We start from the raw sequence: 25,752 nt of genomic DNA on the forward strand, positions 1-25,752 counted from the left end.
ACGCACCACACGAAGGCACGTGCAGGAATAGCAACCCTGCACGTGGCCGGAAAACCAGCGGGTTACCCAAGGAACCTTTGAGCCGCCCTTGTGGGGCGCGACGCAATGACCAATGCGCAGTGAGGCTGTGAGTCAAAGGCACAGCAGGGAGCGCGAGCAGGGACGGGTAACCCAATCAGGCGCACAACGATGATGCGCCGTACGTGATGCCGCCCGGAATGCTGGACGGGCGGCCCCCTCACTCGGAGGTGCCTCCATGCGTGCTGAGACTTCGCTCAGCGCGCTTGGTTCATGTCCGGGGGAGTTCCTATGTCTTCGATCAACACCGTTCGTGCACACGGTGCGGACGTGTTCGGGCGACGCGGTGAGCGTCTGCCCAACAAGCGCCCGAAGCGCAAGCGCGGCACGATGGCCGCGCGTCCGATCACTCGCGGGCTCGTCGCCCGCATCGCGGTCCAGGCCGCTGCATAGCCCTGCCCAAAAAGTTGAAGTTGTGGAGATTCATTCATGCGTAAGCGTCGACTGTTCGTGTCCCTGATCGTGGCCGCTGCTGCCTTCGCGGGTGGCACTGCCTATGGCCACACCACCGCTCCCAAGCCCAAGCCGGCTTCGAGCGTCCAGACGTTCAATGACGGGTTCGCGGAAGGCGAGTCCGACGCCTGTGACCAGGGTTTCCAGCCCGCTTGCTCCTGGCTCGCCGAGGCTCACTGACACTTGACGGGTCTCATCGCGCCCTTCGGGGCGCGGTGAAATCCGGTAAGCGTCCGTGCGATGCCGGTTGTGTGAAAGGCGCCAATGCCTCAGCACGTGAACGCGCAGCTGCTCATTGAGCACTTGCGCAAGAGGACCACGCTCCAGCTCTGCGACGACTACGCCGTCATGGCGAAGGGTGACGCGGAGTGGCACAAGATCGCTGCTCGCATGATCAGCGACATCCTGTTCGAGCGTGACGAGTCGGCCTACTGGGAGTGGTGGACGGCGGGCAACCTGTTCGGGGCGCCCGACCCGCACCGCTACTTCATGCCGTAAAAGTTGAAGTTGTGGCCAGTCCGCAGGTAGTCAAAGTGCCTGCGGGCTGGTCCCGCATTCCCGGAGGTAAGGCAATGGAACTGACCTGGCACCAGCAGCAGGCAGTAAAGCGCGCTGCTGCCGCGATCATCAGCGGCCGAAACGTGCCGCACGGGCACCGCTGCTGTGACTGTTGCGGCTCGTTGGAGACGGGTCCGCTGGACGACGAGCCGTTCAAGTGCGACGGCTGCACCAACGACGACTGCAACCCGGCCACCACTGAGCACTGCTTCACCGGCCACTGTGATGGGACCGGATGCGGCTACTACGGCGCGTGCTCCCTGCGCTGGGACTACGAAGCGGAGTTCGTCTATGAGCCCGAGGACCGACCCGGCCTGAAAGTCGAGATCGCAGCTGCGGGCGGTGGCACGGTCGGCCAGGCATACGCCTACAACGAGTGGGCCTACCGCGTGCTCCGCGACGACGAGCCGTTCTACGCGGGCAACGACCTGCGATCGGGTGGCATCCCCCAGACGCACGAGCAGATGGCCCGCACCCTCATGGACTGTCTTGAGGCCCGGCACGTCGTGCCCGAGCTGGTCTGACCGCCCCGTGAGCGTGAAGCAGGACGGACCGCCGGCCTGCGTCGCGGCCTCTGTGCGGACAGCAGAGAACCGACGTCCGAGAAAGGCGTGCAATGCCGAAGCTCGACACAAAGCCCAATCGCCGCAGAAAGCCCGCGGGGCCCGTTGTCATCGAGGGTCAAGCGGATCTGCTCATCGAGTGGCGGGACTCCGGGCTCATCACCGATTCCCACTTCGCCACCTTCACCCGTACGTGCCAGCAGGCCGCTAAGGAGCGCTGATGTCCACGAAGTTCGAGACGCCCGAGGCGGAAGAGCTGTACTACCTCCAGCCCGATCAGGAAGCGGGCGACAGCGTTGAGGGCGCTGCCTGGTTCGGCCTGTACCAGCTCGAAGCCGTGATCCTCACCGAGGACTCCCAGGGGAACGTCTGGGTGAGCAACTACGAGACCACGGAAGCGCTGAACGAGGCGTGGGAGCTGATCGTCCAGAACACCTATCCGGGGGTCACCCTTGACTAGTGCAGACGTCATTCCGCACCCGAAGGGGTTCGTGGTCGAACGCGAATATCGAGGCCACGGAATCTACTGGGTCCATCTGTACGGGCCCAACACCTACCAATTCCTCAAGCGCGGCGATTACTTCGTGGCCGCTGCTGCCCGGAAGTGGGCGGCCGAGCTGGGGATGTCCGCCGGTGGCTGGCTGTCGGGTGGCGGCGGCTGGGACGGGACCAAGGGCGGGGGCAACCACGCCCACGTCAGCAAGTGCTACGTGTTCAAGGAGGTCAGCAAGTGACGGTGAAGTTTCAGGTGAGCTGGAGCACGAAGACGCCCGGTGAGACGCACGTGTCCTTCTCGGGTGACCGCACGCCGTGCGGCGACGGATTGCCTGTGATCGAGGCACGGCCGTACTACGCGTCCAAGCTCAAGGACGTGTCGTGTGAGGTCTGCGGTGCCTACGTGCTCTTCGACATCGAGGCCGCCCGCGACGCGGCACAGAAGTACGTGAGGGAGCACGCCGGCACGGCCAAGTGGGAGCCCGTGGACCGCATCAGCTTCGCCTGCAAGGTCACGGACCTGGCCGCCGGGGTCGCCTTCCGGATCAACAGGCAGCACGGGAGTTGGAACTCCAATCACGCCTTCTCCGAGTTCATGGCCGGTGGCGGCTGGATGACCGACAGCAGCGCGGAGGCCGGGCTCATCGGCATGACCGCCATCGAGGTACTGAACAACCTGAAGGAGCGCGACGCCGAGTAGGCGACAGCTCCACACCCTTCGAGGCCAGGAAATCCCTCCTGGTCTTTTTTCATGCCCGAAAGGACACAGCATGCGTATCCGTATTCCGTTCATCTCCCACTGGCTTGAGCGCCGCAGCATGCATGACGAGTCCCTGGAAGTGCTCATGCACTCCCAGATGCACCTTCACGAAGAGCTGAAGGGCCTTCGCAAGCAGGTGGGTGCGAGAGACCCCAAGCGTGAAGTCCTGCTGATCGCCGCCATGGAGTTGGCGGACAAGTGGGACGACGGCGGCCTCGCGTACGGCGTGGCCGAGCATCTGTCGGAATCCGAGCTGGTCCCGCTCATGCAGCTCTTCCACGCGGCCGGCCGTCACAAGGCCGCCGAGTTCTGGCGGCTCTACCAGGCCATCGGCGAGGGCGAGAGCAGCCCCGAAAGGCGCAAGAAGAAGGCCAAGAAGCTCGCCAACGTCTGATCTCTGCGCGGTTCCTGTTTGGTGGCGGCCGGGAATTCCCGGCCGTTCGCCACGGGCAACCGACAGGAAGGAAGTGCCATGCAGCACACCACCGAAACTCTTCGAGCGCTCATTGACCGCCACGGCGGCCGGATGACCTCCAGTCACGTGATCCGTGAGACCGGCCTCCAGGCTGCTGAGGTCATGGCGCTGGTGGACGGTATCCACGTCCAGACGGATTGGGTGTCGACCGGATACAAGCCCATTCGTATCTTCACCACCGACCACGCCTGAAAGGAAGCGGCATGCCTCACGAATTCGCAGTGGGGGACATGGTCACCCACCCGAAGCGTCCGGGACAAGTCGGAAAGGTCATGAAGGTCGAGGAAGACAAGTATTCCTCGTGTGACCCGATCTTCCATGTCTGCTGGACCCCGCAGATTCCCGGTAGTTGGTGGATTCCGATGCGCAGCCACCACGCGCTCAAGAAGGTCGGGGGCTGATCATGTCTCGAAAATTCCCCAAGAAGGTGAAGCGCAGACTGGAGATCGCGGAAGCCGATCGTGCGCTGCTGCGGAAGCTCATCAAGGCACATGGTCAGTGGGAGAAGGACCGGGAGGAGTCGTTCCGGACGATTCCCTCGTACGACCCTTTCCCTGGTGATCAGCCTTGCATTGATAAGGAGATGGGCGATTACGACCAGATAGAGACGGATTACGCGTTCGACGCCCAAGACACCTGGATCGACTTTGTGCAAGAGGCCCGCACGCTTCTGGAGATGGTGAGCAAGTAATGGAAACCGTGATTCGTGAACTGATCGAGAAGTACCGGGACGAGATACAGGACCGGGCCGACGAACTCAGCCCTTACCTCAACGAGAAGGGCGACGTGATCCCCGGTGACCAGCGCTACTACGACGAGCAGCGAACCGATAACGCCTATGACTCGGAAGTCGACCTGATCGCGCTTCTGGACGAGTTGGAAGAACTCATCACGCCGAAGGAGAGCAAATGACCACGTACAAGGTGTGTTTGCACGGCCACGCTTCGGTGTGGGTGACCGTTGAGGCGGGATCGTCGCAGGAAGCGAACCGAAAGGCCATCGAGGCAGCCCCGAGCGTGAAGTCCGTGAAGAGCTGGACCCCTGTCATGACGTGTGACATGGACCGAGAGGGCAAGCAGTGAGCTGGCGATACGACGTCTTCGAGTGCAACAACGCGACCGACGACCACAGCACGTGTGAGGTCATGACGGGACCGCCCCTTCTGGTCAATGTCCCGTGGAAGGACGCCTACCGCAAAGCAGAGAGTCTTCCTCACGGCGTGGTGGAAAGCCGGTACATAGGTGACCTGCCGTACAAGAAGACGCCGCACGTGGTCTTCGAGCACATCGAGGGCGGGGGCGTGTGCTGGATGTGTGGCAAGGGCCGGGGACCGCTCTGCAAGACGGGCGACGGAAACAAGTTCCTGTGCGACCGCTGCCAGCGGGACATGCGGGAATTCGTAGAACAGCAGGCTCGGGCGGTCGGCACTGACCCGAGCCGGTTCTCTTACGTCCCCATCATCGAAACACTCGACTTCGAGTAATTCCCGCCAGTGCTCAAAGTGAGGGCCGCCTCCGGGCGGCCTTTCGCTTTGTCCACTGGAAAGGAGATGGCATGGACAAGCCGGTTATGACCATCAGCTACGAGGAGTACCCCGAGCCGAAGCGCTGGACCTCGGACGGTGGTCGACTCCACTGGAGGGCGGACGGGGACGTTGTGGTGACGTGCTCCGAGCATGGGGAGATCAGCCGACTTCTCTCGACTTCTAGCTTCGACAAGGAACATCCGCAGTACAACGGGAATTCCGTGCTGGCACAAGACAATCACCTGTGGTTCGACCACGGCATTGCCCAGGGACATCAGAGCCGTTAAAGGGACGCAAGGATGTATCTCAGTAATCAGTGGTGGGCGGAAGCCGCTGCGGACGCCAGGCTTCGCGGGAGCGAGAGCACGGTGTTTTTCGATGTGCTGGTTTCCCGGCTGCACGCCAACATGCATTGGCGTGCCGCTCGTATGGCGGCTGAAGCCAAGGTGGAAGCGGTTCTTAAAGCGTGGGAGCTGGAGGAAGGCTGACTGTGGAAGAAGCCGTACTCATGGGCGAGTACGAGATAACTCGCAAGGAAGTGCCGCGGAAACCCAAGCATGAAGAGCACACGGAGCATGACGACGACACCGTTCGAGCTTTCATGGTGCTCAAACGGCTGCGGCGGCCGGATGACAATAGCGCGATAACTCCCCCGGAATACCGCTACTTCAATCACTGGTACCCGATGCATGAGGCCCAGTTGAAGCGCGAGGCGGAAGAGCGAGCCCGCAGCGAGGCGCGAGACCGCGAGTACCGGGCGGCAGCCGAGAAGGCACGCCAACACGCCTGGCGTATGCGCGACATGCGCGAATGGGGTCGTGAGAACGGCTTCTTTGTCGGCACGCGGGGCCGTATCCCGCGCAAGGTTATGGACGCATACAGAGAGGCAAAGGGACTGTGAAGCACACGCACATGGCCGTTGGGCTTATTCCTGAGGACCTGGTGAACCTCGCGGTGGCCGTCTGGTGGACGCCGGGGGATGCGGCGTACTCCCTCATGCTGTTCGACGGGCAGGGGACGCCTCTGCCGGACCAGGAGTACGACGGCCAGGCCGCCGAGCCGTTCGGTTACAGCCCGCCGATCATGCAGTTCGACATGGCCGTGTATCACGGCCTGGCCAACAGGACGCCGCTTCCGGCGCGCTTCGCCCAGGCCCTCGGAGGCTTCGGGTTCTTCCAGTGGTTCAGCCCGGCCGCTATGTCCAGCCGGGAGCGCGAGAAGTTCGGGGCGGGTGCCGCCTGATGAGTGCGATGACGGAGTTCTTCCTTGACTCCTGCCTGATCGCGGACCGGGCGAAGGCTGCGGCCTCGAAGCCGGACTGGGACGAGAGCTTCGCGTCCCTGACGAGCGTGTTCCACGACTGCGGACACCTGGCCGGCGCCTACGCCGAGCCGCGTGAGGTGGCCCGGCTCCTGGTGGCTCATGCCGTCGAGGAGTGGCAGGCCGGCCGTCGACAGCTGGCGGGTGTGGCATGACCGGATTCCAGCGTGGCGACTACGTATTCATTCTCCGACCGAACGGCGGGGTCCTGGCCGCTGGACGCGTCAAGAGAAAGCGCCCGGACGGTCGATACAAGGTGCGGAAGGCAGGGTCTAGTCAGGTCGTGACGGTCCCGACCGACCGCCTTGAGTGGCATCCACAGAACAACTGGTGACGAGAGCCTTTGGTGAAGGGCCGGGAATTCGTTCCCGGCCCTTTGCCATGGACGCTCGCACAGAAAGGGCAAGCGTGCAGTCATTCAAAGTCCGCTGGACAGATCGCGGGCATGAACGCGAATCCGCGGTGAGCTACAGCCACAAGTGCGCGATAGAGCGCATGGCCGAACTCAAGGGCCAGGGCTTCAAGGACGCTCACGTAATCGAGTACGACCCATTCGGCAAACGGGAGGACAAGGAAATGGCTCGGAAGGTGATCGAGACGGTTACGTGCGATGCCTGCGACGAGAAGGGCGAGGAGCGCGAAGCGGTCGGAAAGCTCGACATCTTCGGCGACGAATACGACGTGTGCCAGGAGCACGGTGAGAGGTTCCGGGACTTCTTCAGGGAAGCGCTCAGCCGCTACCGGCTCGACACGAAGACCGCGTGAGAGAGGGAACAGAGGAAATGGGAACGTTCGACGCGATGAAGTACGGGCCGCTGGGTGAGGCGGTTGACGGAGCGATGCCGACGAGTGAGGCGGACCCGGTTGGCGTCTGGGCGGCCTGCCTGTCGCTGTACTCGTCCGCGATCAGTCGGAAGGTGAAGCTGGACAACGGGCGCCCGGTCGTCATCTGGACGGTTCTCGCCGGGCGCTCGGCCCTCGGCCGGAAGGGTTACGCCCTCGGCACGGCGAAGGGGCTGCTGTACCCGGTCATCGGCGGATACATGGAGGCCCGCATACGAGACGGTGTCTCGTCCGGCCCGTCGCTGGTGGACATGCTCGCCAAGCTGGAGCTGGAAACGATGGGCTCTGAGACCGGCATCGACGGCCGGGCCATGGTCGTGGAAGAGGAGTGGGCCAGCCTGATCAAGGCCCAGAAGTCATGCCGCAAGTTCAGCGGCTACTTCCGGACCGCTTGGGACGGCAAGACGGTGTCCAACCGGACGAAGAAGGACGGACTCCAGACCGTTCTTCGTCCCCTGCTCGGCTTCCATGCCCACATCACGCCGGGGGAGTGGGCCGCGCACCTGTCCAAGTCCGAGGCCCTGGGCGGCTCGTACAACCGCCTGCTCCCCATCCTGGTGGAGCGCTCGAAGATGCTGCCCCACAACAACAAGCCGGTGTTCCCCGACGTCAAGAAGCTCAAGGACGCGTTCCGGTGGGCGGTCGCGGAAGAGCGGGTGATGACCTTCGACAAGTCGGCCGGCGCCCGGTTCGATGAGCTGCGGGCGATCATCGAGGACCGCATGGTTGAGATGCCCGAGATGATCAGCGTCTACATGGAGCGGGCAGCCGAACAGGTTCACCGCGTCGCGGCTGTCCTGGCCGCCACGGAGAAGAAGACGAAGATCAGCCGCAAGGCGGTGGAAGCGGCCTGGGAATTCGTTCAGTACAGCATGGCCAGCGTCGAGAAGCTGGTGCGTGAGGCGGCGAACGCCAACGCGAAGCCGATGAAGACGACGGAAGACCTGATCCGTGACGTCCTCGCCCGGTACGGCGGCGAGGCGTCGAGCACGATCCTTCTCCGAGCCCTGGGGACGCGGGTCAACGCGGCGGCCCTGAAGGAAGCCGTGGCCAAGATGGAAGACGTCGAGGTCGAGAAGCTGAACACACCTGGTCGCGGAGCGAAGCCGATCATGTATCGGCTGATCAAGGAATCCGAAGCCGCTAAGACTCCCGAGCCTGAGAATCCAGTGTCGCAGGTTTCACATTCCCCCATACCTGTGCTTAGAGTGGTGGAAAGTGCGCCTTCCGGACATGGGAAGCCGATCAAGCGGAAGCGTCGACCGAAGGTGACGGCTGCACGGCAGCCGGTTGCAAGCTCCAATCCGATCTACGGACTGTTGTAGAAAGCCCCGAATGCGTAAGTCGTTCAACAGGAACATCTTCGTCCGCCCGTTGAAGCGGGTCGAGATGATCGCCAAGGAACCCACCGAGGACAGGGCATTCGAGGTGGCCGAGGAGTGGGCGGAGAAGATCAGGAAGTTCGGGGTTGCTGATCGATTCGGGATGAGACTCGATGAGCTTGAGCGAGGATTCTGGGGCGTATACCTCATCGACCGGTCCCTTCCTGAAGAGCCCAAGCGCAAGGGCAAGGGATGACTGAGAGACACACCCTGCGTAGACGTCCAGAAGGCCGCCTTCAGTGCACCAAGTGCCGGGCGGCCTTTTTGACGCCCGAAAACGCTGAGAAGGCACGGGCCGCCTGTGAAGGGCGGTCCCTTCCGCATGGCCATCCGTACGACCGAGAGCACGTCGTCTTTCCCACCTGGTACGACCAGGGCAACGGGCACGGACCAGACCGGCTCTGCGATGACACCAATTGCTTCTGCATGCACCACGGGTGTGACTGCGATGTCTGTACCGAAGTCATCGACGTCCCTGCACTGCATGTCCTCAACGACAGCCACGAGTACGAACCGGAGATCAACGACATGAGCGGCAAGATCGATGTCCTTTTCCCCGCCCAGCTCCGCAAGTGGGTCGTCCGCACCATGGTCGCGGAGACGCAGGCACAGCGCGACCTGTTGGACGCCTGCAAGGCGTCGGGTATGGGCAACTCCAACAGTGCTTGCACGATCCCGATGACGAACGCCGCCCTGGGTGCCGCACTCAACCAGGCCCGTGTCTGGCTCGACAGCAAGAACGGCAACGACACCATGGCCGCTCGAACGCTGCTGAAGCACTACGAGCTGGTCTACGAGCCGAGCAACCTGGGTGAGGTCCGGTACGCCGTCAAGGCCCCGAAGAGCCTCAGTGAGCACCTGCTTCCCATGGCACGGAAGTGGGAGGACGAGGGCCTGAGCGCCGAGGCCGGCACCCAGCTCCTCAGACTGTCTTGGACGACCACCGGCATGAGTGGCCACGTGGGACACGAAGCGCTCAGGTGGCTGCTCGATGCGGTCAACCGCTTGCAGTACCAGCACGCCGGAAGGGTCCCGGCGGCGGCTTCCAAGTTCATTCAGGAGCACCGGCCGCAGTACGAGGAGCAGGCCGCAAAGTGGACGATGCCCGAGAAGAACGACGAGCACCAGGACGACGAGCCTCAGCAGCCGGAAGCGCAGCCCGCTCGTGAGTGGGTGAAGAAGCGGATGAGCGACCTCGTGAGCTGGAACGAGAGGCCGCGCTACTTCTACTACGGCGGACCCGCGAAGAAGCCGGTGAACGAGGCCGGGCCGCTGGTCCGAATCCTCTGGGCCGAGTCCAAGAACGGCAGGAACAACCTGATCAACGTCGAGACGGGCGAGGTCGAAGACGTCGTTCACAGCATGTCGAACATCTGGGCCGTGCCGATGCCGCACGACTGGGCGCCCTCGGTCGAGGAGGGCCAGGAGCCCGAGGAGAACGAGCCCGCGGCCGTCGAGCCCGAGCGGAAGCGCCTGGTGGTGATCGCCTGCGGCGGGAAGAAGTCGCCCGCTCCGGGGCGCATCCCCGCTGAGGAGCGGTACACGGGCAACTACTTCAACGCCTGCCGCATGGCGGCCGACGTTATGGACGGACCGACGATGGTCCTCAGCGCGAAGTACGGGCTCCTCTCTCTCACTGAGGAGATCGAGGACTACGACGTGAAATGGGGAGGCAAGGGCAGTATCCGCCTCGGAGCCGTGAGGGAACAGGTCGAGGCGCTGGGCCTGGAGGACGCGAAGGTGACCGTCCTGGGCGGAGAGAGGTACGTGACGGCGGCTCGGCAGCTCTGGCCGGACGCGGAAGCGCCGCTGAAGGGAGGCATCGGCAAGCAGCTCCAGCAGCTCGCCAGCATCTACGGGGGCGAGGCCCTGGAGGACGACGAGCACCAGGACCAGGAGCGTGAGGAGAAGCCCAGGGGCCCGTACCCCTACGAGGTGAAGTCGGGCCCCCTCCGGGAGGTTCCCGGACTGCCGAGCCGGCACAGCTCGATGGACAAGCTCATTTGGTTCGGTGGTAAGGCCGGAAAGTCGAACCCTCAGCCGGGTAATTGGCAGAAGGTCAAGGTCATCTACACCGGTGAAGGAAGGTACGACTTCATAGACGTGGAGTCGGGGGAGGCTGTTTTCACGGCCGCCCTGAAGAGCAAGATTCACTGGGCGCCCGGCAACAGCGACAGGGAATTCAACGAGTGGCGTGAGAAGAACCGTCCCGAAGAGGTCACGGCCGACGTCGCGGCCATTGAGTCGGCTCCGCCTGGCGGCTACGAAGTCCCTGAGAACTTCTTGGAGTTGGCGGAGGAGGCCAACACGGAGGCCGCCAAGCGCTACTGGCGGCGCCGTTGCGAGGAGTACCGGAGGACCGGTAAGTGAACCCTGCGGACATGCCGCAGCAGAGGAAAGCGCGCCCCGTCCAGGGGCGCTTTTCATCTCTGGCCCATAAATGGCAGAATCTCAGCAACAGAGGAAGTTGGGAGGAAGACAGTGGCGACAACTCTGGTGAGCCCGAGCGACATCAGCCCTTCAGCGAGTATGGCTGAGTTCTCGTTCTTCAAGTGCCGGAGGTGTGGTGACACACCCCTGGTCCTGGTCGAGGACGAGCGAGGCCGGTACCACTACCGAGGTGCCGACCCTGAGGGGCTGGAACCGCACACGGACGTCGTACCGCTCGGGTACGTTGATGGGGTACTGACCCGGTTCTGATCAACGAGACGCGGCCCTGGGTAGTCAAAGTGCCCAGGGCCGCTTTCTCAGGATAGACCAGGCTCAGCCGGTCAGTAACATACGCATACCGCAGATACAGAAGGCAGGAAGCAAGCATGGCTCAGAAGACGGTCGTTCTCCTCACCGACGACATCGACGGCGGCGACGCAGACGAGACGCTGGTGTTCGGTTTGGACGGTAAGTCGTACGAGATCGACCTCAAGGACGCCAACGCCAAGAAGCTGCGCAAGGCGCTCGCGCCCTACATCGAGGCGGGCCGCAAGACGGGCGTCAAGTCGGGCGCCGGCCGTGGCCGTGGAGCGGCCAAGAGCAACGGGAGCGGCGAGGACACGTCAGCGATCCGCGAGTGGGCCAAGCAGAACGGCTATGAGGTCAACGACCGGGGCCGTGTCCCGGCGACCATCCGTGAGGCGTACAACAAGGCCAACGGCTGAGTCCCGAAACGCAGAAAAGCCCCCCGGCCGAAGCCGGGGGGCGTTTTCATCTCTCACCCGAGGTAGACCCCTCTACCTCAGTTCGTGGGGCCGTCAGTGAAACTGGACAGCGGGAGCCGGCGCCTCGGTGGCGGGCTCGGCAGGAGCCTCGGCCACAGCAGCGGACTGCTTCTCTCGAAGCCGCTCGACCTCCGCAAGCGCGAGCTGGCCCGCTTCTGCCAGAGCCCACGCCGCAGCGGTCTTGGTGTCCTGCTTCCGCTGTGCAGCCTCACCGAGGCCGAGAAGTGCAGCGGCCACGCCCACCAGGGCTTCCCACGGAACTCCGGGGAACCGGGCTACCAGGATGGGCGTGAGCGAGCCGAGCAGACCGACCAGGCGGACAGAGTGTCGGGCAATGAATTCCTTCATGGGGACTCCTAGCAGAGGGTCACTTGCAGGTGGACTTGGTGGCGGTGGCGGTCGGCTTAGGAGTCGCCTTGTGGGTCGGCTTGGCAGACGCCTTCGGAGAGGGCTTCGAAGGCTTCGCCGGGACGTTGATGGTCTGGCCGGGGTGGATCTGGTCCGGGTTCTTGACGGCGGGGTTCGCAGTCAGGAGAGCCGCGAGAGTCACACCAGCGGCGACAGCGATGGAGGAGAGCGTCATGCCGCTCTTCACCACGACCTTCCGGAGACCAGAGGGGGCAGGCTTGGCCGGCGCCGGGAGAGCCGGGCCGGACGCCTTCGCGGCGTAGTGGTAACCCGCCTTGCCCTTGAGGGCCGGATCCGCGGTGGTCACTCCCTCTGCGTACTGAGGCAGGCCATAGCCGTAGGTGTTCGCGTCGCGCCGAGCCCGCTTACGCAGATAGACACCATCGCCTTCCGGCGACCCGGTGAGATTCGTATTGCCCTCTACGGTGTAGATGTAAGTCGAGTCGTAGGCGTAGACGACGCCGGTGTGCGTCCCGCCATTCGGGCCGAAGAGAACCTGAGCACCAATCGCGGGATACTCACTGAATCGGCCCTTGGACCGGAACCAATCCAGCGCGGTCGCGCAAGACGCGGTACGCGGGAACAGGTCAGCGTTACCCGACTTCAGCGCAGCCCAGGAAACATACAGTGCACACCACGGGTAGCCGCCATCCGAGACCCAAGCCATGCCGGGAACCTCTGCGGCGTACTTTTCCTTGTTGTTCCAGTGGCCGTTACTGAAGCCTTCCTTGTAGCCGACCTCAGCCTTCGCTACGCGAATCAGGTCTGCGGCACCACTCATGTTGTCCCCCTTCAGGGCATGAAAAAGGAGGCCGGGCACAAGCCCGACCTCCGATGAAGTCAGTCGTCAGATGTGGCGAGCGGCGACACTCGCAGGATCGAGGGCTGTCAGAAGCCTTACGAGAGTCTTGTTCTCGTCCTCGATCCTGGTCAGCCGCTCCTTGATCTCCTCCATGTCTTGCTGAAGCCGGTCAGCGCGTGCGCGCTGGGCTTCGGCCTCTTCTTTCCAGACCTTCGCGGTATTCAGCCGCCATGCAGCCTTCGCCATGACGAGGGCGCCGATAGCGGTGGACGTCATCCCCGCGTAGGTCATCAGGTCTTGAGCGCCCATAGGACTCCTTACGCAGGTTCGACAATGAACCACGCAACGGTTGAAGTGTCCGAAGCGCCGGTTGATTTGATCTGGAAAGACGTGCCCGCAGTGCGGGCCGAGACATATGCACTCGCGGGAGTTCCGCCAGGCGTCTGAATCGTCAGGAAGATTCGACTGGTAGCGGTAACGGCAGTGGTCGAAACTGTGACTGCCGTAGTGCCGTTCAAGGTGGCTGTGCCCATCTTGGCGTTCGAGCCTTCCTTGACGAAAAGGCCCTTACCGGCGAGGCCGATCACGAGGTCGCTGTCCGGCGTCCCCATCTGAGCTGCGTTCATCCGCTGCCAGGTGGCGTCACGCGCCGTGGAGCCGGCGCCGAACTGCTGGGCTCCCGTTCCGAGGAGCCGGAACCGGTCGTACACGTCGCCGCCGCCAACGTTGGTGGCCATGACGTAGTTACCGGAAGCGGACGGCTGGAGTGCCACCCTGTTACCAGGGCCAAAGCTGAAGTTGACGTCAGTTAGGAACTCGAAAACACCGCCACTGAGGTGCAAGGCAGCATTCGGCTTGTTCGTGAACCAGTTGGAGGAGCTAGCACCGGTCCCCTGGAACGACGCGTTGATGACGCGGACGTTCTGACCCGCGGTGGCCACGTTCACAGACTGCTGCACACCAGCGGTACCGGTCGCGACAATTGGGGTGGCGAACCGGCAGTTGCCTACGAATCCGACTGCGGTGCCACTCCAGTTGAGGTCATAATTCGTACCGCTCGCCCCGGCACCGTTGAGGCTGAAGAAGAGTTCGTTCAGGTAGATGGTCGAAGCGGTTCCGTCGACCTGGATGCCGTGAGTTCGGTTGTTGATGATCCTGGAAGTATTGATGTGAACCTGGCTCGACCCGCCGCTGATCTTTACACCGACTGAGCCCTGCTGGATCACACCTCCGGAAATCTGTACGTTCTGCGGGCTTCCGTTGGTGCCGTCCTCGATAAGGACGCTCGGTGCATTCGGAGTGCCGTTCGGTCCAAGGGTGTCGAGGTTGTTCACGAAGGTCGCCGCACACTTACCGACGATGTGCAGGCAAGAGCCAGTACCAGCCTGCATCCACGTCATCAGGCCGTCAATCAACACGTCCCAGGCGTCTTCGATGCGGACGTTGTCGAGGTTGGCGTTAGAGCCGGTGGACACGCCTCCCTGAAGGATCTGCACATCAGAGATGAACGAGTTCACGGCATATCCCTGAGCCACGTTCCCCAGGAAGTGAATACCTCCCGCACACTGCCGGACAACGAGGTCTGATATCTGCGTGCCGTCCGGGTTGCCGCTCGAAGTGGTAGAGGCAGCCGCCTTGACGGCCCATCCGTTGACGTTGAAGAACGAGCAGCGGGAAACCTTGGTTCGCCGGGCACCGGTAACGGTGATGGCATTACAGGCCGGGTTGCTCGTCGTGGTCGAGCTGGCTCCGTCGATCGACAGGTCAGTGATCTGACAGTTGTAGGCCGTGACGTTGACCAGGCTCGACCCGGTGAAGCTGGATCCAATGAGCAGCTTGGTTGCCTCAGCGCCGGCGCCTCGAAGCGACGTCGCCGCTGTGGCGAGAGTCAGGCCCGTGCCGCTGTTGATCAGGTAGGAGCCCGCGGGGAAGTACACGACTCCGCCGTTGCCGGACACTGCGGCGATGGCCGATGCGATGGCGGCCGAGTCGTCGGCCGTTCCGTTGCCGACTGCGCCAAAGTCCTTGACGCTGACCCAGTCGAGGCTGGTCCTGCGGAGGTAGGTCGCGTCTCCGTATGCACGGTCCCCGTGAGGGTCAATGGCCGACAGGTGGGAGTCGAACCGCTCGCCGACCGTCACAGAGACAAGAGCAACCCTGGTCCCGCCCCCGAAGTCCACCCATACTCTCTCGTAACCATCGGGGCCGTAAAAGGCAGCGAGGTAGCCGTGCCCGTCCGCCTGGAGCTGGAGGAGCGGGGCACCGTTGATGTCGGTCAGGTCAGTGAGTTGGGCGGCGCCAGCCGAAGGGCCGTCCCAGACGGTACCCACCGCGTTGGGAACTCGGGCACCGGTTATGTCTTCGGCCACGCTGTCCGCAGTACCGCCGAAAAGGTTGCGTGCCAAAAGGCACCTCCTAGGGCATGAAAAAAGGCCCGGCTGGCGATGCCAGCGGGCCTAACTCGTGAAGTCTGGGAATCAGTTGCCGAAGGTAGATGCCTCGTACACTCCGGAAATTTTGAGGTTGGACAGCGGGGGTAGAGCGCGAAGTCCGTCCAAGCCTTCAGCGAGGTTGGTCGAGTTGGGGTAAAGCAGAGTCGCGATGGACTGTCCCGAAGAGCCCTGGCTGATTTCAGCGTGGATATCTATGACGTTCGGAAGCCCTCCGTTGTAATTCGGGTTCCGCAGAATGCCCTTGACCACCTGACCGGTAGCGCCGCTAGCTGGAGTAGGCAGCGTCACAGCGATGCTGCTGGTCCCCGTACGGGTGGGCCCGGCATCTTCCCAGTCATTGTTGAAGTAGGCGGAGAAGTAGACGATTCCAGGGGCGATCCATCGCCACCGTCCGACCTTGTTGGCACTCGCCAGGTCCACATTCACATTGACGAGGCTCGGCGTGTACTGGCGAGGCTTGGAGAGGTCGCGAGAGACCACGTTTCCGTCCCGGCCGATCCAATACTCGGTTTGGGTGTCGGTATTATTCGAGTCCATGTCGATCACGAAGGATCCGTTGGACCGGTAAGCAGCCGCGTTAATAGCGTTCCACGGAGCGGCCACGACTTCGTGAGTGTCGAACGGCATGACAGGGACCAGGGACAGAGCGCCAGAGTTCGCAGGGACAGTCACCTGATAGAGGGGCATCTCCCAGACACCGCCGTAGGTGCGGGTGAGCGCCGGCGCCTTGGGCGTCGCCGCGGGCTGGCCCTGGACCACCGCGAGGTTGACGCTGCTGGAGGACAGGTTCGCTCGGAGGACGATCAGGTCAATGCGGCCAGTGGAGCCCGTGTTCGTCGTGATAGACACGCTGGCCTGCGTGGTGAGCTGGTAGTAGAAGCCGCCGACGAAGGCGCGGCCGGGCTGGATGGTTACGGAGGAGCCGGACACAGCACCCGTGAAGGGCAGGCTGAAAGCGTCAATGGCCGTCTGGTCGAGACGGAAGTCCACCTTGTCCTTGCCGAAAGCCCGAGCAAGGTATTGCCACTGTGCCTGAGACACCATCTGCGCTCCGCCGCCCGCACTGTCGGCGGCAAATGGATAGCTGATCTCGTTTGCCATTACATCCTCGCCTCAAGTCGGCGCAACTTTTCGCGCATGTCGAAAACTGTCTTGTAAAGATTCAAGGGGTTGCCAGAGCCCTGGTCGCCGATGGACGGGGACACGGTTTCGTTCTGTCCGCCTGAGTCCACGGTGATGGACACCTCTCGCACAATGTCCGTGTATTCGGTTCCGTCAACGGCAACCGTCACGACGTCGCCCACGTAGTAGTCCCGACCGAACTTGATGTGTGGAGTGTCGATTGGGTAAATCTGGAAATTGCCGTTTTTGGCGCCCTGCGTCAGGGCGTCAGTGGCGGCATCCAATACAGCCTGCTTGGCTGCGGTGAACTGATCGTCAGTCACGCTGAGATCGGCTTTGATCATCTGCCCTGTCTGAGGATCCAGCTTGATGGGCAGGTCACGCCGGTCTAGGAACTGCTCGATTTGGAGGCCCCATTCAGCCTCGGTGTCAGAATCGACCTGCTGATACAGGTAGCGATTCTGACCAGAGCCCTGGCAGGCCACAATGACTCGCGTGACAGTCGGGGCGGAGAGGGCCCATGTGAATTCGCGCAGGTTACCCAGTTCCTTGCTGAACCGGATGCTCTTGGAAAGGTCCCGCGGCGTGAAGATGTGCAGGTTGATGCATTTGCCATTAGGGTCCCACACGAAGCGATACCCTGTGGTCTTGTCGTTGGTCCAGGATTCGAGCTTGGATCCGATGACATCCCACTGGACATTGTCATTGATCGTCGTACCGAAGGTCACGTCACCTTCGAAGATGACACTGCCGATCTGGCGCCCGGAGACAGCACCAGGGCCAAGGGCCCGATACAGTTCCGACCAGATCAGGTGACCAGCCGGGCCGGAAACTGACCGGCCGCTGTTCCACGTAGTGTCAGGCTGCCACTGCTGTGTTGCTGGCTTGGTCGGGTCGGGGTAGGCCAACCTGTTGTAGGCCAGCTTGTTGTCACATTTCCCGCCGAAGTAGAGGCTCCCGAGGCTGGTGTGCTGATCGTTGGTCCAGTAATGCTGGAAGCTCTCGATCTGGCCAGTCAGGATTGGTGTATCGACCTCGTCCTGATAGATCGCTACACCGCCACCCTTTTGCAACATGTCGGCCTGAGGCGTCCCAGCCTCGACAAGGATTTGCCACGAGCCCGGCGCGCTGTATCGCACTACCAGGTCCATGGAAATCCAAGTGTCGATGATGCCTATTCGATTCAGAGCGGCATCTCTGACCTCCACTCGATAGCCCATTTACACCTCATGTCAGTAAGTCGCATAGCGCGGCAGGAGTTCCATCTTCACGGTGGGGGTGCCGCTTCCGGAGACGAGATCAGCCTGAATAGTCGACGTGCCGGCGGGCACTGACCACAGCACGGGATTGGGCGACATCATTGGGAAAAAATTCGTGCCCTGGTCGTCAGTGATGGTCTTCCAGCCGGGCCGACAGTCGACGGTGAGTGTGCGGCCGTTGGCGAGGCAGTCAGCTCCGCCGGCCTGTGCCGGGATGCCCCAGCTCGAACCGTCTGGTCCAGTGAACGTGAGGGACTTGAGCGGGCCGGTTATAGTCCAGATCGGCCATGCCTCGATGTCGCCTGGATTATCGACCACCAGTGTTCCCGAGGCCGGTGTCCCGCTGTTGAGCTTGAGCGGGAGGAAGGGGTTTCCCAAGAAGGGGTAGGACTGACCAAAGGTCCAGTTGGCTACGACGTCCGTGTCCCCGTAGAACCATGGATCCATGGCCGTCAGCTGGACGCCGTAGGAAACCCAAGTGAAGCCCGAGGAGTCGGCGGCTTCGCTTCCTTCCATTCCGCTCGTGTAGTAGCACTGGATGCGGCGAGCCACACCGTCCTGCTCGATGAACGTCAGGATGCAGTATCCATTTTTGGGATTCAGCGCATTGGCGAGCTTGCGCTTGAACGAGATCAACGTCTTCCGGTCAATGCCATAGACGTAGAGGGGCAAGAGGATCTGCCGGGCCGCCGCCCTGGCCCCCCGATATATCGACCCGTCGAGATTGGGAGAATCGTCGGCGTGCAGCTCGTAGGGAGGCATGTCCAGCCCCGAGGCTCCGGGCTGGAGCACGATGGCCGGCCACGAGCCACTTTGGAAGCCGGTGAGGGGGATTTCCTCCCCCTCACCATTGCTTCCCCGTATCGACACGTAAGTGCGCTGCCAAGCCTCCGGTATGGGGAGGAGCGGGTTACGCTCCCATGCTCCATTGTCGGGGACGTATGGCCCTGCGGGAATCGGCATTCAACACTCCTTGTCGATCACATGTTGGCCATCACCTCTGCGTACTTCATCGCTCGAAGGACCGCCTGAGTGGTGTTCTCCGACTTGGCTTCGTGAATGTGGATCTCGTAGCGAGGGCCCATCATTTCTGCCGTCTGTCGGGCGTTGTAGACACGCTCACCACCCGCGAAATTCACCAGCTCGGGACCGCGCTCACCTACGAGGGCGAGGCCCGGAGAAGCGCCGAGGGTGCCGGTGTAGTAACCCTTCACGTGGCTTACCCGCGTCGTCTTCGTGGTCTTGCCGTCCACGGTCCTTTCGGTTGTCGTGGTGGTAGTACCCTTTGCCGGATCGGTAACCGTGGTGGTGACGGTGACCACCTTGCGGCCCTTAGAGTCCGTCGAATACGACGTGGTGACTCGCGTCGACTTCTTCGGAGCTGCCTTCGTCTTCCCCTTCACTGCCTGGGATTCCCCAGTCAGCCAGGTGAGAAGAGAAGCGAGACCGCTGTCCACTGGCGTCTTTGAGTTGAAGTGCAACTTGCTCTTCAGGGTCTTGGTGATCGTGTTCGCGATCCCCTCGATTGCCTTCTTCAGCTTGTTGTCCTTCGCGGTCAACCCGTCGACAAGCGACTGAGCAGCCTTCTCGCCAGCGCCGTAGTAGGACTTGGCTACGGAGTTCCCAAGAGAATCCGAAGCGCTTCCGATGGCTGCATAGGTCTTGTTGTAGTCCGCCACCTGTGCAGTCGAGGACTTCAGCAGCTCCTTCGCCATGGCGTCACCGGTTTCAGGGCCAGCCTGGGCAATCTCGCTGATGATCTCCTTCGAAAAGCCCTTCTTGACGAGCGCACTGATATCGCTCTGGAAAGACTTAATGGCCGCCAGACGCTCATGCAGACTGGAGAGGCCGGCGGAGGCCGACACACCGCCGGTGTTGAACACGTCAGTGAGAGACCGGAGTCCCTTCGACTGGTCCGAGATGGACGAGGACATATCGGCTTCCTGCTTCTTGACGGCCGCCAACTTGGCGTTCGCGTCCTTCAGCTTCGGTGCCAGGTCGGCCCGCTGCTTCACGAGGGACTGGAGCTTCTTGTTCTCGCCGTCGAGCCACTTGTTCAGCGAGTTCGCTGTCCCCGAGCCGATCCGGTTCGAGGTGAACGCCTTGGTGATGATCTCGTAGAGCTTCTTCACCGCAGCGTTCAGCGAGGACACGCCCTTCTCGGCGTCCGCAGCGACACCAGTTGTGCGCGGGGCCCCCGTACCGGAGGCGTAGCCCCTGAGCACTCGGACCGTGGCCAACATGCTGTCGTTGTGGTTGAGGACCGTCTCCCCGCCGCCGAAGCGGACGAGTTCCGGGCCTTCCTCGCCGACCCATGCCCAACCGCGAGCCGCACCCGTCGTTCCCTTGGCGTAGCCCTTGGTGCCAGCGAGGGCCTTGGGCCACTTGGATCCGTAGCGGTGAACCGCGTAGTTGAGGCCCGCGTAGATCGAGGCCAACGGGTCGTAGATGCCACGGGACTTGTAGGGGCCGGCGTATGCCGCGAAGGTCCCTGGGACTGTCTGCATCAACCCGCGAGAGTTGTTGCCACTCTTCGCGTTGCTGTCCCAGTTGTTGATCGCCTTCGGGTTACCTCCCGACTCCACGCCGATCCTGTGAAGGACCAGAGGGAGGTACGAGGAGCTGAGCCCGAGCTGAGCCAGCGCCATCTTGACCTGAGGCGTCCAACGGGAGACCGCGGAGCCCTTGCCCGGTGTGCTGAGCTGTCCGTCGACCAGCTTGGAGACGTCCGGCTTCTTGGCGGTCAGGTGACTGCCGCTGAAGTCGAACAGGCCGTCCAGGTTCGGAAGACTCTCCTTCGCCGTGTCGTACACGTCAGAGACGACCTGGCCCGCGTAGTCGAGGGGGTTCGACCAGATCGAGCGCAGTGACTTGATCATGTCGACCACGCCGTCGTACTCGGTCGTCCCCAGCTCCCAGAGGCCCGAGATGGAGTCCTCCACTGTGCCGACCGGGTCCGTCAGCAGTGACGTTCCTGCGGACCAGAGGCTCTTGACAGAATCCCAGAGGCCGCCGAACAGATTTTCGACTACGCCCTTCAGGGTATTCCAGGAAAAGAGGTCACCGATGTACGATGCGCCACGCTGGAGGATGTTTCCATTACCCTTCCAGACGTCATCCCAGAAATACTGTCCTGAGATAGGGCCGAGGGCGCCGCCGAGGATTCCGATAACCTGGCTGTAGCCATCAGGAAGCGGGAGCTTCTTCAGGATCGACCAAGAATCCTTGGACATGAAGTTGAACATGCCCTTGAACTTCTCGGCCAGGTCGGAACCGACAAAGTGAGATCCGCTGGTACCTGAGCCCATTACGCCCTGCTGAAGCGAGCCACCGAGCTTTGCCGAGGATCCATCCATCATCATCGTGGCAATGGCACTGAGCGCGTCTGGCCCGATATCGAAGGACTTCGCTGCGTCGATCAGCTGGTTCAGGCCCAGCTTGCCGACAATGCCGCCCTTGGCGAACTTGCGAGACAGCTTGCCTCGGACGGCCATGCTGTTCCACAAATTGATTCGTTCAGCACCGAGTGCGTGGGTGACTTCGGGGCGAAGGACCGCTTCACCTGGCGAGAGGATGGCCGGGATGTTGTCGACGCCAGGCGCGTAGCCCGGCATGACGCCGCCCTTGGCGTGCCCAGTGGGCTTCCGCTTCTTGGTGGGCCCGTGCGTTCCTCCCGAGCTGGACCCCTTGTGCTTGTCGATGTGGTCGAGGGTGAGGTTCAGGGCCTCGGCCTTGCCGGCGGTGTCCTCCAGCTCCTTGCCGAGGGTCTTGACCTCCTTCGTGACGCTGTTCAGGTTCTTGCCGTCGAGGGTGTGGATGTCGTCCGTGAGGGTCGACACCTTCCGGTGCGTCTTGTCCGCAGCGTCCGTGACGTCCTTGAACTGGTCGCGCAGCTTCTTCAGCGTCTTGCCGTTGAGCGTCTTGACAGCAGAACCGGCCTTGTCGGTGGACGAGGTCAGGCCGTTGGCCTTCGACGTGTTACCGGTGATCTGGTCCTTGAGGGCCTTCAGCTTTTCCTTGTTCAGGTCCCGGACTGCCCTTGCAGCCTTGTCTGTTGCCTTCTGGGCCTTCTGGGCTGCGGCCTGGACGCTGGTGTCCTTACCGGCTGCTTCCTTGGCGAGCCTGTCAAGGTTCTGACGGTTCAGATCGGCGATCTTCTGCTTCAGGTCCTTGATCGCGTCCTTGGCCTTACGCATCGCCTCGTCGTACTGAGTAGCGTTGAGGCGCAACGTTTCTTCAACCTGGTTGTTGTTACCAGTGACCGAGGCACGAGCGCGCTGTGCGAGGTTCCGAGGGTCACCGTTGTTGTAGGCGGCCCTCTGGCCCCGGTAACCGTTGAGGTAGCCGGTGCCGTTCATCTTGGACATGACGCCGGAATAGGTCTGAGCGCCGATCTTGGCGACGCCCTTGATACCACTGGCGATAACCCCGCCAGCCTTCACTACGGGAGTGAAGAGCTTGACCAGCTTGCCGAATATCTTCCCCGCAGCACCGAGGGCGAGAGAGACGGGAGCGACGACAGCAGCGAGCTTCGCGAACTCCTTGATCCACTTCGTGATCTCGGGGTGGTCGCCCAGGAAGTCAGCGGCGGTTCTGACCCATCCGACGAACTTCGTCAGGCCCTCGATGAACGCCTTCATCAGCTGCGGTACGGGGCCGTTGCCGTTCTTGCCCATGAGGTCGGATCCGATGCCGGCGGCCTCGTTGAGAAGGCCACCCTGCCACTGGGTCTTTCCGTAGTTCGGGTTCTTCTTATAAACGGGCTGCCCGTGTGCGCCGGTGCCGACCTCGATGTACTTGTTCTTGTCGACAACCTTCTTGCCCATGATGGCCGCGCCGAGACCGGTGTACTCCAGCTCACCCGTCTTCGGGTTGAACCGCTGGAGCATCCCGCGAAGGTTCTGCTGGGCAGTCTCCTTCATGTTCGAGATGCGGCTAGAGAAGGTCGCCGTACCAAGCCGCTCAGCAGAGCCCTGGATCGTCTTGTCCGGCTTGGCGCCGGGGACATTGGTCTTCCCCTCCCAGTAGCTCAGGAGGTTGCTCACCATGTCCTGACCACGAACACCGCCCGTGGTCTTGGCGTTCGCCATCACTTCCATCATCTGAGCGGAAGCGGCGTACTTGTCGCCCGCCTTGGCATGGAATCCGGGGTTGACCTTCTTGAAGTCGGCAACCTGCTTAGCGGTGTACTTCTTGTCCGTGAAGCCGAGAAGCTGAGCAAGCTCCTGGACGGGCATGTTGACCGCGTATTCGAGCTGCTTGGTGTCGCGCAGCGAGACGCGGTCAGCGTCCATGAGCTTTTCCATGGCGTAGTAGCCGCGCTGGACCATGGACGAGTCGGTGATGCCGCCTCGGGCAGCGAGGTCACCGATCATCTGAACGATGTTCTGGGCCTCGGAGGAGACCTCTTGCGAGCCCTTCGCGTGCTTCTTCGGGTCGCTGCTGGTGAAGTTGTCGTTGTGGGCACCGATGGCACGGCTGAACCGGGTGCCGTAGGTGAGCATGTCGCCGACGCTGTACGGCGTCTTGAGGCCGTACGTGGTCAGGTTCTGCATGAGGTCGTTGGCGTCCTGCAACGCCATGCCCATGTTCTTCAGCGACGTCTGCGTGTTCTGGAAGTTGTCGGCCGCCTTGAGGCCCCAGTCCGTGAGCGCGGCGCCGGCCGCAGCCATCGGGGCGACGACGCTCGTCATGAGCCCGCGTCCGAACTCAGAGGCGGTCGTGCCAACCTTCTCGATCTCGCCGCCCATCTTCTTCCAGCGGGAAGCCATGGTGGCGGTGTTGCGAGTGGTCAGAGAGGTGACCGTCGCAAGGCTCGACCTGACGTTCGCGAGACCCTGAGACGCCGACCGCAGCGCGGCCTCCTGGATGGCAAGCTCCCCTTCGAGGCGAGCCCGCTCCTGCGTCCTCTCCAGCTGCATCTGCTGAAGGAGCTGAGACTTCACCGTCTCGAACGTGCGGGTGTAAGCGGCCTGAGCCTTTTTGGCCGCAGCGGTCTTCTCCGCGGCCTCGACCTGGGCCCCGCGGATGGCCTCCTGCTGGGCCTCGCGCTGGACGGCAGCAACCCGGCGGATCTCGGCCTGTTCCAGCTCAGCCCAGCGCTTTGTCTCGTTGATCTGGGTGAGGGTCAGCGTCTTCTTGCTGGCCTGCTGTGCGGCGATCTGCGCCTTGTAGGCGTCCGCAACCTCAGTGCCGTACTTGATCTCAAGGTCACGGGCGTTGAGCGCTATCCGCTCCTTGGCCCGCGCTGCGGACTGCTTCGCAGCCGTCTTGCGCTTCTCGCTCGCCAGCTCGGCCTTCTCGACCTCTTCGAGCGCCTGGAGGAGAAGGGCAGACTCCGACTGGCTGAGCTTCTTCCGGGCCTTGATGGTGTCGGCGTTGATGGCCAGGCGAGCCTTCGCCTGGTCGCCGTAGTTCTTCGTGACCCACTCTTCAAGCTGGACCTGGAGGCGGGCGTACGCCTTCGTGACGTCGCTCTGGCGCTTGTAGGTGGCCTTGACGGCTTCCTCGAACTTGGCGAGCTGACGCGCAAGCTGGTCCTGGTCCATCTGAGGATTGATCTCGATGAACGCGTTACCGACCTTGATACCCGTAGGAGTGGTGGTCATCTCGCCCCCTAAAGTTTGCTCATCTGGGCGAAGAAGCCCGCCACCTCCTCACCGGAGGAGTATTCGAAGTCCGGCTCTTTGACTTCAGGCTCGAAGCCAGGCCGGGGAATGGGATCAGGCGGAGTGAGAGACTTGCTGTCAGCGGCATTGGCCTTCAGGAACAGGAAGTTGCTCATCTCCAGCGCGTCAGAGATACGGGCCAGGAGATAGTCAGAGGTGGCCCATTCGGCGGCCTCGTCCATGACAGCCGCAAGGCTGGACCGGCCGTGCCGGCGCCCGAGAGACTTCACCAGAACTGCGATGCGTCGCAGGGATAGCCGTCCACGCCACAGGTCGAGGAGATCGACCCCGAAGAACTCAAGGAGATCAGCCTCAAGTTCCTCGGGATGCTCCCGAACGGCTTGGACGGCCAACATCAGTTTCCCGTGCTGCCGTTGACCTTCTCGGCAAGCTCCTGGAAGTCGCGGATGGTCGGCTTGGTGGCCTTGTAGACGGCCCACTGGTCATCGCCCAGGACCAGGCGGACAACCTCAACCTCGTTCTCGGCCTCGATCACTTCGAGGGGGAAGTCGAGCGGTGCCGGGACGATGTACTCAGTGCCCTTGTGCTCGATGACACGAGGCTCCTCGGTGGCCTCGGACTCGGCAGCGGCGACGTTCTCAGCAGCAGACATGCGTACTCCATGGAAAGCAAAGGGGGTGGGGTGAGAGAGAGGCCGGGGAATTTAGCCCTCCCCGGCAGGGGCGAGGATCACGGGCCCGAAACCGGGTCGGAACCGTCGTCCACGTTGGCGTCGTCAGTGAGGACGAAGCCAAGAGCACCCTGGTAGTCCAGGGCCTCAAAGGTCAGCTCGAACTCCTGGTTGGCGGTCCGCTGAAGGGTGATCGCGCCACGGTCGGAAACCATGGCACGCGGAATCACGCACCGATAGTTCTTGCCCTTGTCCTGCCAGTCGACAACGATCGACAGCTCAGTCAGCTCGGGGACGCTGGAAAGGTTCAGCTTCCAGAGAGAGGCGGAACCCTGCTTCTCCCAGGTGGCACCGAAGAATGCCTCAGTCGTGATCTTCGAGACCTCAGAGAAGGTCGCCTTGATGGAGAAGGAAGCGTCCTTGACGTTGTAGAGGACGGGAACGGCCGACTGCCAGACATTGACGGGGTCGGTGTTCACGGTCGGGGTAATCGTGACGCCCGACTCGTTTACGTAGCCGAAAGACTTATAGCCGGTCGGGGCGGTCGTGCCGCCGTCGCCGACAGCCGCAGGAAGGACAGTAGAACCGGTGCCGCCGGTCGGGGCCGGCGCGACGAACAGGGCGCCGTTCGGCGCAAACCGAATCTTGGATGCGTCATTGGCCATGCATGCTCCTTGAAGAAAGGGAAAACAAAAACGGCCCCCGAAGGGGCCGTCAGTTCGAGCGTTCTAGCTCGGTAGGG

At 62.5% G+C, this 25,752-nt stretch carries 35 protein-coding genes; 24 read left to right on the forward strand and 11 right to left on the reverse strand.

The window, feature by feature from the left end:
* Nucleotides 1–309: 309 nt before the first annotated feature.
* From ACZ7FF_RS14860 to ACZ7FF_RS14975, 24 genes are all read left to right on the forward strand, one after another.
* Nucleotides 310–471 carry a hypothetical protein gene (locus tag ACZ7FF_RS14860; protein ID WP_470812511.1) on the forward strand — a complete coding sequence of 54 codons (162 nt, stop codon included), beginning with the start codon at nucleotides 310–312 and terminating at the stop codon, nucleotides 469–471.
* 36 nt (nucleotides 472–507) lie between these two features.
* The gene (locus tag ACZ7FF_RS14865; protein WP_470812513.1) at nucleotides 508–711 is read left to right on the forward strand and encodes a hypothetical protein; all 204 of its coding nucleotides are present in this window, start codon (nucleotides 508–510) and stop codon (nucleotides 709–711) included.
* 84 nt (nucleotides 712–795) lie between these two features.
* Complete coding sequence (locus ACZ7FF_RS14870) at nucleotides 796–1,029, forward strand: hypothetical protein (RefSeq protein WP_470812514.1); 234 nt, start codon at nucleotides 796–798, stop codon at nucleotides 1,027–1,029.
* A 74-nt stretch (nucleotides 1,030–1,103) separates the two neighbouring features.
* A complete protein-coding gene (locus tag ACZ7FF_RS14875; protein ID WP_470812516.1) occupies nucleotides 1,104–1,613 on the forward strand; it encodes a hypothetical protein in 510 nt (169 codons plus the stop codon).
* A 259-nt stretch (nucleotides 1,614–1,872) separates the two neighbouring features.
* Nucleotides 1,873–2,112, forward strand: coding sequence for a hypothetical protein (locus ACZ7FF_RS14880; RefSeq protein ID WP_470812518.1), 240 nt, complete (start codon nucleotides 1,873–1,875; stop codon nucleotides 2,110–2,112).
* Nucleotides 2,105–2,386: a hypothetical protein gene (locus tag ACZ7FF_RS14885; RefSeq protein WP_470812519.1), complete on the forward strand. Its 282-nt coding sequence runs from the start codon at nucleotides 2,105–2,107 to the stop codon at nucleotides 2,384–2,386. The genes ACZ7FF_RS14880 and ACZ7FF_RS14885 overlap by 8 nt, the downstream gene beginning before the upstream one ends.
* Nucleotides 2,383–2,847: a hypothetical protein gene (locus ACZ7FF_RS14890; protein ID WP_470812520.1), complete on the forward strand. Its 465-nt coding sequence runs from the start codon at nucleotides 2,383–2,385 to the stop codon at nucleotides 2,845–2,847. Before ACZ7FF_RS14885 ends, ACZ7FF_RS14890 begins: the two co-directional genes overlap by 4 nt.
* A 70-nt stretch (nucleotides 2,848–2,917) precedes the next feature.
* The gene (locus ACZ7FF_RS14895) at nucleotides 2,918–3,301 is read left to right on the forward strand and encodes a hypothetical protein (RefSeq protein ID WP_470812522.1); all 384 of its coding nucleotides are present in this window, start codon (nucleotides 2,918–2,920) and stop codon (nucleotides 3,299–3,301) included.
* A 78-nt stretch (nucleotides 3,302–3,379) separates the two neighbouring features.
* Entirely contained in the window at nucleotides 3,380–3,574 is a 195-nt protein-coding gene (locus ACZ7FF_RS14900) for a hypothetical protein (RefSeq protein WP_470812524.1), read from the forward strand.
* An 11-nt stretch (nucleotides 3,575–3,585) separates the two neighbouring features.
* Nucleotides 3,586–3,783 carry a hypothetical protein gene (locus ACZ7FF_RS14905; RefSeq protein ID WP_470812526.1) on the forward strand — a complete coding sequence of 66 codons (198 nt, stop codon included), beginning with the start codon at nucleotides 3,586–3,588 and terminating at the stop codon, nucleotides 3,781–3,783.
* Between the two features lie 2 nt (nucleotides 3,784–3,785).
* Nucleotides 3,786–4,073 (forward strand): hypothetical protein, encoded by a 288-nt coding sequence (locus ACZ7FF_RS14910; RefSeq protein WP_470812528.1) that lies wholly within the window; start codon nucleotides 3,786–3,788, stop codon nucleotides 4,071–4,073.
* Nucleotides 4,073–4,294, forward strand: a complete 222-nt coding sequence (locus ACZ7FF_RS14915) for a hypothetical protein (protein ID WP_470812530.1) — start codon at nucleotides 4,073–4,075, stop codon at nucleotides 4,292–4,294. The genes ACZ7FF_RS14910 and ACZ7FF_RS14915 overlap by 1 nt, the downstream gene beginning before the upstream one ends.
* Nucleotides 4,291–4,464, forward strand: coding sequence for a hypothetical protein (locus ACZ7FF_RS14920; RefSeq protein ID WP_470812531.1), 174 nt, complete (start codon nucleotides 4,291–4,293; stop codon nucleotides 4,462–4,464). The genes ACZ7FF_RS14915 and ACZ7FF_RS14920 overlap by 4 nt, the downstream gene beginning before the upstream one ends.
* Nucleotides 4,461–4,865, forward strand: a complete 405-nt coding sequence (locus ACZ7FF_RS14925) for a hypothetical protein (RefSeq protein WP_470812533.1) — start codon at nucleotides 4,461–4,463, stop codon at nucleotides 4,863–4,865. The genes ACZ7FF_RS14920 and ACZ7FF_RS14925 overlap by 4 nt, the downstream gene beginning before the upstream one ends.
* A 71-nt stretch (nucleotides 4,866–4,936) precedes the next feature.
* Nucleotides 4,937–5,194, forward strand: a complete 258-nt coding sequence (locus ACZ7FF_RS14930) for a hypothetical protein (protein WP_470812535.1) — start codon at nucleotides 4,937–4,939, stop codon at nucleotides 5,192–5,194.
* Between the two features lie 12 nt (nucleotides 5,195–5,206).
* The gene (locus ACZ7FF_RS14935) at nucleotides 5,207–5,395 is read left to right on the forward strand and encodes a hypothetical protein (RefSeq protein ID WP_470812537.1); all 189 of its coding nucleotides are present in this window, start codon (nucleotides 5,207–5,209) and stop codon (nucleotides 5,393–5,395) included.
* 20 nt (nucleotides 5,396–5,415) lie between these two features.
* Entirely contained in the window at nucleotides 5,416–5,808 is a 393-nt protein-coding gene (locus tag ACZ7FF_RS14940) for an Lsr2 family DNA-binding protein (protein WP_470812538.1), read from the forward strand.
* Nucleotides 5,809–5,819: 11 nt separating this feature from the next.
* Complete coding sequence (locus tag ACZ7FF_RS14945) at nucleotides 5,820–6,149, forward strand: hypothetical protein (RefSeq protein ID WP_470812540.1); 330 nt, start codon at nucleotides 5,820–5,822, stop codon at nucleotides 6,147–6,149.
* Complete coding sequence (locus ACZ7FF_RS14950; RefSeq protein ID WP_470812542.1) at nucleotides 6,149–6,382, forward strand: hypothetical protein; 234 nt, start codon at nucleotides 6,149–6,151, stop codon at nucleotides 6,380–6,382. Before ACZ7FF_RS14945 ends, ACZ7FF_RS14950 begins: the two co-directional genes overlap by 1 nt.
* Before the next feature lie 340 nt (nucleotides 6,383–6,722).
* Complete coding sequence (locus tag ACZ7FF_RS14955; protein WP_470812543.1) at nucleotides 6,723–6,992, forward strand: hypothetical protein; 270 nt, start codon at nucleotides 6,723–6,725, stop codon at nucleotides 6,990–6,992.
* 17 nt (nucleotides 6,993–7,009) lie between these two features.
* A complete protein-coding gene (locus ACZ7FF_RS14960) occupies nucleotides 7,010–8,395 on the forward strand; it encodes a DUF3987 domain-containing protein (protein WP_470812545.1) in 1,386 nt (461 codons plus the stop codon).
* A gap of 10 nt (nucleotides 8,396–8,405) precedes the next feature.
* Nucleotides 8,406–8,648, forward strand: a complete 243-nt coding sequence (locus tag ACZ7FF_RS14965) for a hypothetical protein (RefSeq protein WP_470812547.1) — start codon at nucleotides 8,406–8,408, stop codon at nucleotides 8,646–8,648.
* Between the two features lie 230 nt (nucleotides 8,649–8,878).
* Nucleotides 8,879–10,822 carry a DUF6884 domain-containing protein gene (locus ACZ7FF_RS14970; RefSeq protein WP_470812549.1) on the forward strand — a complete coding sequence of 648 codons (1,944 nt, stop codon included), beginning with the start codon at nucleotides 8,879–8,881 and terminating at the stop codon, nucleotides 10,820–10,822.
* A gap of 446 nt (nucleotides 10,823–11,268) precedes the next feature.
* Complete coding sequence (locus tag ACZ7FF_RS14975; RefSeq protein ID WP_470812551.1) at nucleotides 11,269–11,607, forward strand: histone-like nucleoid-structuring protein Lsr2; 339 nt, start codon at nucleotides 11,269–11,271, stop codon at nucleotides 11,605–11,607.
* Nucleotides 11,608–11,700: 93 nt separating this feature from the next.
* Here ACZ7FF_RS14975 and ACZ7FF_RS14980 read toward each other — a convergent pair whose 3' ends face one another.
* The 11 genes from ACZ7FF_RS14980 to ACZ7FF_RS15030 all read right to left on the reverse strand — a co-directional run bounded on the left by ACZ7FF_RS14980 (nucleotide 11,701) and on the right by ACZ7FF_RS15030 (nucleotide 25,675).
* On the reverse strand, nucleotides 11,701–12,015 hold the full coding sequence (locus ACZ7FF_RS14980) for a hypothetical protein (RefSeq protein ID WP_470812552.1): 315 nt from the start codon (nucleotides 12,013–12,015) through the stop codon (nucleotides 11,701–11,703).
* Between the two features lie 19 nt (nucleotides 12,016–12,034).
* Entirely contained in the window at nucleotides 12,035–12,856 is an 822-nt protein-coding gene (locus tag ACZ7FF_RS14985) for a LysM peptidoglycan-binding domain-containing protein (RefSeq protein ID WP_470812554.1), read from the reverse strand.
* A 66-nt stretch (nucleotides 12,857–12,922) separates the two neighbouring features.
* On the reverse strand, nucleotides 12,923–13,186 hold the full coding sequence (locus ACZ7FF_RS14990; RefSeq protein ID WP_470812556.1) for a hypothetical protein: 264 nt from the start codon (nucleotides 13,184–13,186) through the stop codon (nucleotides 12,923–12,925).
* Between the two features lie 8 nt (nucleotides 13,187–13,194).
* A complete protein-coding gene (locus ACZ7FF_RS14995; RefSeq protein WP_470812558.1) occupies nucleotides 13,195–15,282 on the reverse strand; it encodes a glycosyl hydrolase family 28-related protein in 2,088 nt (695 codons plus the stop codon).
* 72 nt (nucleotides 15,283–15,354) lie between these two features.
* Nucleotides 15,355–16,431, reverse strand: a complete 1,077-nt coding sequence (locus tag ACZ7FF_RS15000) for a hypothetical protein (RefSeq protein ID WP_470812560.1) — start codon at nucleotides 16,429–16,431, stop codon at nucleotides 15,355–15,357.
* Complete coding sequence (locus ACZ7FF_RS15005) at nucleotides 16,431–17,672, reverse strand: siphovirus ReqiPepy6 Gp37-like family protein (protein ID WP_470812561.1); 1,242 nt, start codon at nucleotides 17,670–17,672, stop codon at nucleotides 16,431–16,433. The genes ACZ7FF_RS15000 and ACZ7FF_RS15005 overlap by 1 nt, the downstream gene beginning before the upstream one ends.
* 12 nt (nucleotides 17,673–17,684) lie before the next feature.
* Entirely contained in the window at nucleotides 17,685–18,674 is a 990-nt protein-coding gene (locus tag ACZ7FF_RS15010) for a phage tail domain-containing protein (protein ID WP_470812562.1), read from the reverse strand.
* A gap of 17 nt (nucleotides 18,675–18,691) precedes the next feature.
* Nucleotides 18,692–24,319 (reverse strand): transglycosylase SLT domain-containing protein, encoded by a 5,628-nt coding sequence (locus ACZ7FF_RS15015; protein WP_470812563.1) that lies wholly within the window; start codon nucleotides 24,317–24,319, stop codon nucleotides 18,692–18,694.
* Between the two features lie 8 nt (nucleotides 24,320–24,327).
* Nucleotides 24,328–24,735, reverse strand: a complete 408-nt coding sequence (locus ACZ7FF_RS15020; RefSeq protein ID WP_470812564.1) for a hypothetical protein — start codon at nucleotides 24,733–24,735, stop codon at nucleotides 24,328–24,330.
* Nucleotides 24,735–24,992, reverse strand: a complete 258-nt coding sequence (locus ACZ7FF_RS15025) for a hypothetical protein (protein WP_470812566.1) — start codon at nucleotides 24,990–24,992, stop codon at nucleotides 24,735–24,737. The genes ACZ7FF_RS15020 and ACZ7FF_RS15025 overlap by 1 nt, the downstream gene beginning before the upstream one ends.
* Nucleotides 24,993–25,069: 77 nt before the next feature.
* A complete protein-coding gene (locus tag ACZ7FF_RS15030) occupies nucleotides 25,070–25,675 on the reverse strand; it encodes a phage tail tube protein (protein ID WP_470812567.1) in 606 nt (201 codons plus the stop codon).
* Between the last annotated feature and the right edge of the window lie 77 nt (nucleotides 25,676–25,752).

This window comes from Streptomyces sp. NPDC037126, from assembly GCF_055605965.1.

What these genes read in the sequence shown, in the direction of transcription:
- ACZ7FF_RS14860 (WP_470812511.1), top strand. Translation starts at nt 310, where the DNA reads ATGTCTTCGATCAACACCGTTCGTGCACACGGTGCGGACGTGTTCGGG.
- ACZ7FF_RS14865 (WP_470812513.1), top strand. Translation starts at nt 508, where the DNA reads ATGCGTAAGCGTCGACTGTTCGTGTCCCTGATCGTGGCCGCTGCTGCC.
- ACZ7FF_RS14870 (WP_470812514.1), top strand. Translation starts at nt 796, where the DNA reads ATGCCTCAGCACGTGAACGCGCAGCTGCTCATTGAGCACTTGCGCAAG.
- ACZ7FF_RS14875 (WP_470812516.1), top strand. Translation starts at nt 1,104, where the DNA reads ATGGAACTGACCTGGCACCAGCAGCAGGCAGTAAAGCGCGCTGCTGCC.
- ACZ7FF_RS14880 (WP_470812518.1), top strand. Translation starts at nt 1,873, where the DNA reads ATGTCCACGAAGTTCGAGACGCCCGAGGCGGAAGAGCTGTACTACCTC.
- ACZ7FF_RS14895 (WP_470812522.1), top strand. Translation starts at nt 2,918, where the DNA reads ATGCGTATCCGTATTCCGTTCATCTCCCACTGGCTTGAGCGCCGCAGC.
- ACZ7FF_RS14900 (WP_470812524.1), top strand. Translation starts at nt 3,380, where the DNA reads ATGCAGCACACCACCGAAACTCTTCGAGCGCTCATTGACCGCCACGGC.
- ACZ7FF_RS14905 (WP_470812526.1), top strand. Translation starts at nt 3,586, where the DNA reads ATGCCTCACGAATTCGCAGTGGGGGACATGGTCACCCACCCGAAGCGT.
- ACZ7FF_RS14910 (WP_470812528.1), top strand. Translation starts at nt 3,786, where the DNA reads ATGTCTCGAAAATTCCCCAAGAAGGTGAAGCGCAGACTGGAGATCGCG.
- ACZ7FF_RS14915 (WP_470812530.1), top strand. Translation starts at nt 4,073, where the DNA reads ATGGAAACCGTGATTCGTGAACTGATCGAGAAGTACCGGGACGAGATA.
- ACZ7FF_RS14920 (WP_470812531.1), top strand. Translation starts at nt 4,291, where the DNA reads ATGACCACGTACAAGGTGTGTTTGCACGGCCACGCTTCGGTGTGGGTG.
- ACZ7FF_RS14930 (WP_470812535.1), top strand. Translation starts at nt 4,937, where the DNA reads ATGGACAAGCCGGTTATGACCATCAGCTACGAGGAGTACCCCGAGCCG.
- ACZ7FF_RS14935 (WP_470812537.1), top strand. Translation starts at nt 5,207, where the DNA reads ATGTATCTCAGTAATCAGTGGTGGGCGGAAGCCGCTGCGGACGCCAGG.
- ACZ7FF_RS14940 (WP_470812538.1), top strand. Translation starts at nt 5,416, where the DNA reads ATGGGCGAGTACGAGATAACTCGCAAGGAAGTGCCGCGGAAACCCAAG.
- ACZ7FF_RS14945 (WP_470812540.1), top strand. Translation starts at nt 5,820, where the DNA reads ATGGCCGTTGGGCTTATTCCTGAGGACCTGGTGAACCTCGCGGTGGCC.
- ACZ7FF_RS14950 (WP_470812542.1), top strand. Translation starts at nt 6,149, where the DNA reads ATGAGTGCGATGACGGAGTTCTTCCTTGACTCCTGCCTGATCGCGGAC.
- ACZ7FF_RS14955 (WP_470812543.1), top strand. Translation starts at nt 6,723, where the DNA reads ATGGCCGAACTCAAGGGCCAGGGCTTCAAGGACGCTCACGTAATCGAG.
- ACZ7FF_RS14960 (WP_470812545.1), top strand. Translation starts at nt 7,010, where the DNA reads ATGGGAACGTTCGACGCGATGAAGTACGGGCCGCTGGGTGAGGCGGTT.
- ACZ7FF_RS14965 (WP_470812547.1), top strand. Translation starts at nt 8,406, where the DNA reads ATGCGTAAGTCGTTCAACAGGAACATCTTCGTCCGCCCGTTGAAGCGG.
- ACZ7FF_RS14970 (WP_470812549.1), top strand. Translation starts at nt 8,879, where the DNA reads ATGCACCACGGGTGTGACTGCGATGTCTGTACCGAAGTCATCGACGTC.
- ACZ7FF_RS14975 (WP_470812551.1), top strand. Translation starts at nt 11,269, where the DNA reads ATGGCTCAGAAGACGGTCGTTCTCCTCACCGACGACATCGACGGCGGC.
- ACZ7FF_RS14980 (WP_470812552.1), bottom strand. Translation starts at nt 12,015, where the DNA reads ATGAAGGAATTCATTGCCCGACACTCTGTCCGCCTGGTCGGTCTGCTC.
- ACZ7FF_RS14985 (WP_470812554.1), bottom strand. Translation starts at nt 12,856, where the DNA reads ATGAGTGGTGCCGCAGACCTGATTCGCGTAGCGAAGGCTGAGGTCGGC.
- ACZ7FF_RS14990 (WP_470812556.1), bottom strand. Translation starts at nt 13,186, where the DNA reads ATGGGCGCTCAAGACCTGATGACCTACGCGGGGATGACGTCCACCGCT.
- ACZ7FF_RS15000 (WP_470812560.1), bottom strand. Translation starts at nt 16,431, where the DNA reads ATGGCAAACGAGATCAGCTATCCATTTGCCGCCGACAGTGCGGGCGGC.
- ACZ7FF_RS15005 (WP_470812561.1), bottom strand. Translation starts at nt 17,672, where the DNA reads ATGGGCTATCGAGTGGAGGTCAGAGATGCCGCTCTGAATCGAATAGGC.
- ACZ7FF_RS15010 (WP_470812562.1), bottom strand. Translation starts at nt 18,674, where the DNA reads ATGCCGATTCCCGCAGGGCCATACGTCCCCGACAATGGAGCATGGGAG.
- ACZ7FF_RS15015 (WP_470812563.1), bottom strand. Translation starts at nt 24,319, where the DNA reads ATGACCACCACTCCTACGGGTATCAAGGTCGGTAACGCGTTCATCGAG.
- ACZ7FF_RS15020 (WP_470812564.1), bottom strand. Translation starts at nt 24,735, where the DNA reads ATGTTGGCCGTCCAAGCCGTTCGGGAGCATCCCGAGGAACTTGAGGCT.
- ACZ7FF_RS15025 (WP_470812566.1), bottom strand. Translation starts at nt 24,992, where the DNA reads ATGTCTGCTGCTGAGAACGTCGCCGCTGCCGAGTCCGAGGCCACCGAG.
- ACZ7FF_RS15030 (WP_470812567.1), bottom strand. Translation starts at nt 25,675, where the DNA reads ATGGCCAATGACGCATCCAAGATTCGGTTTGCGCCGAACGGCGCCCTG.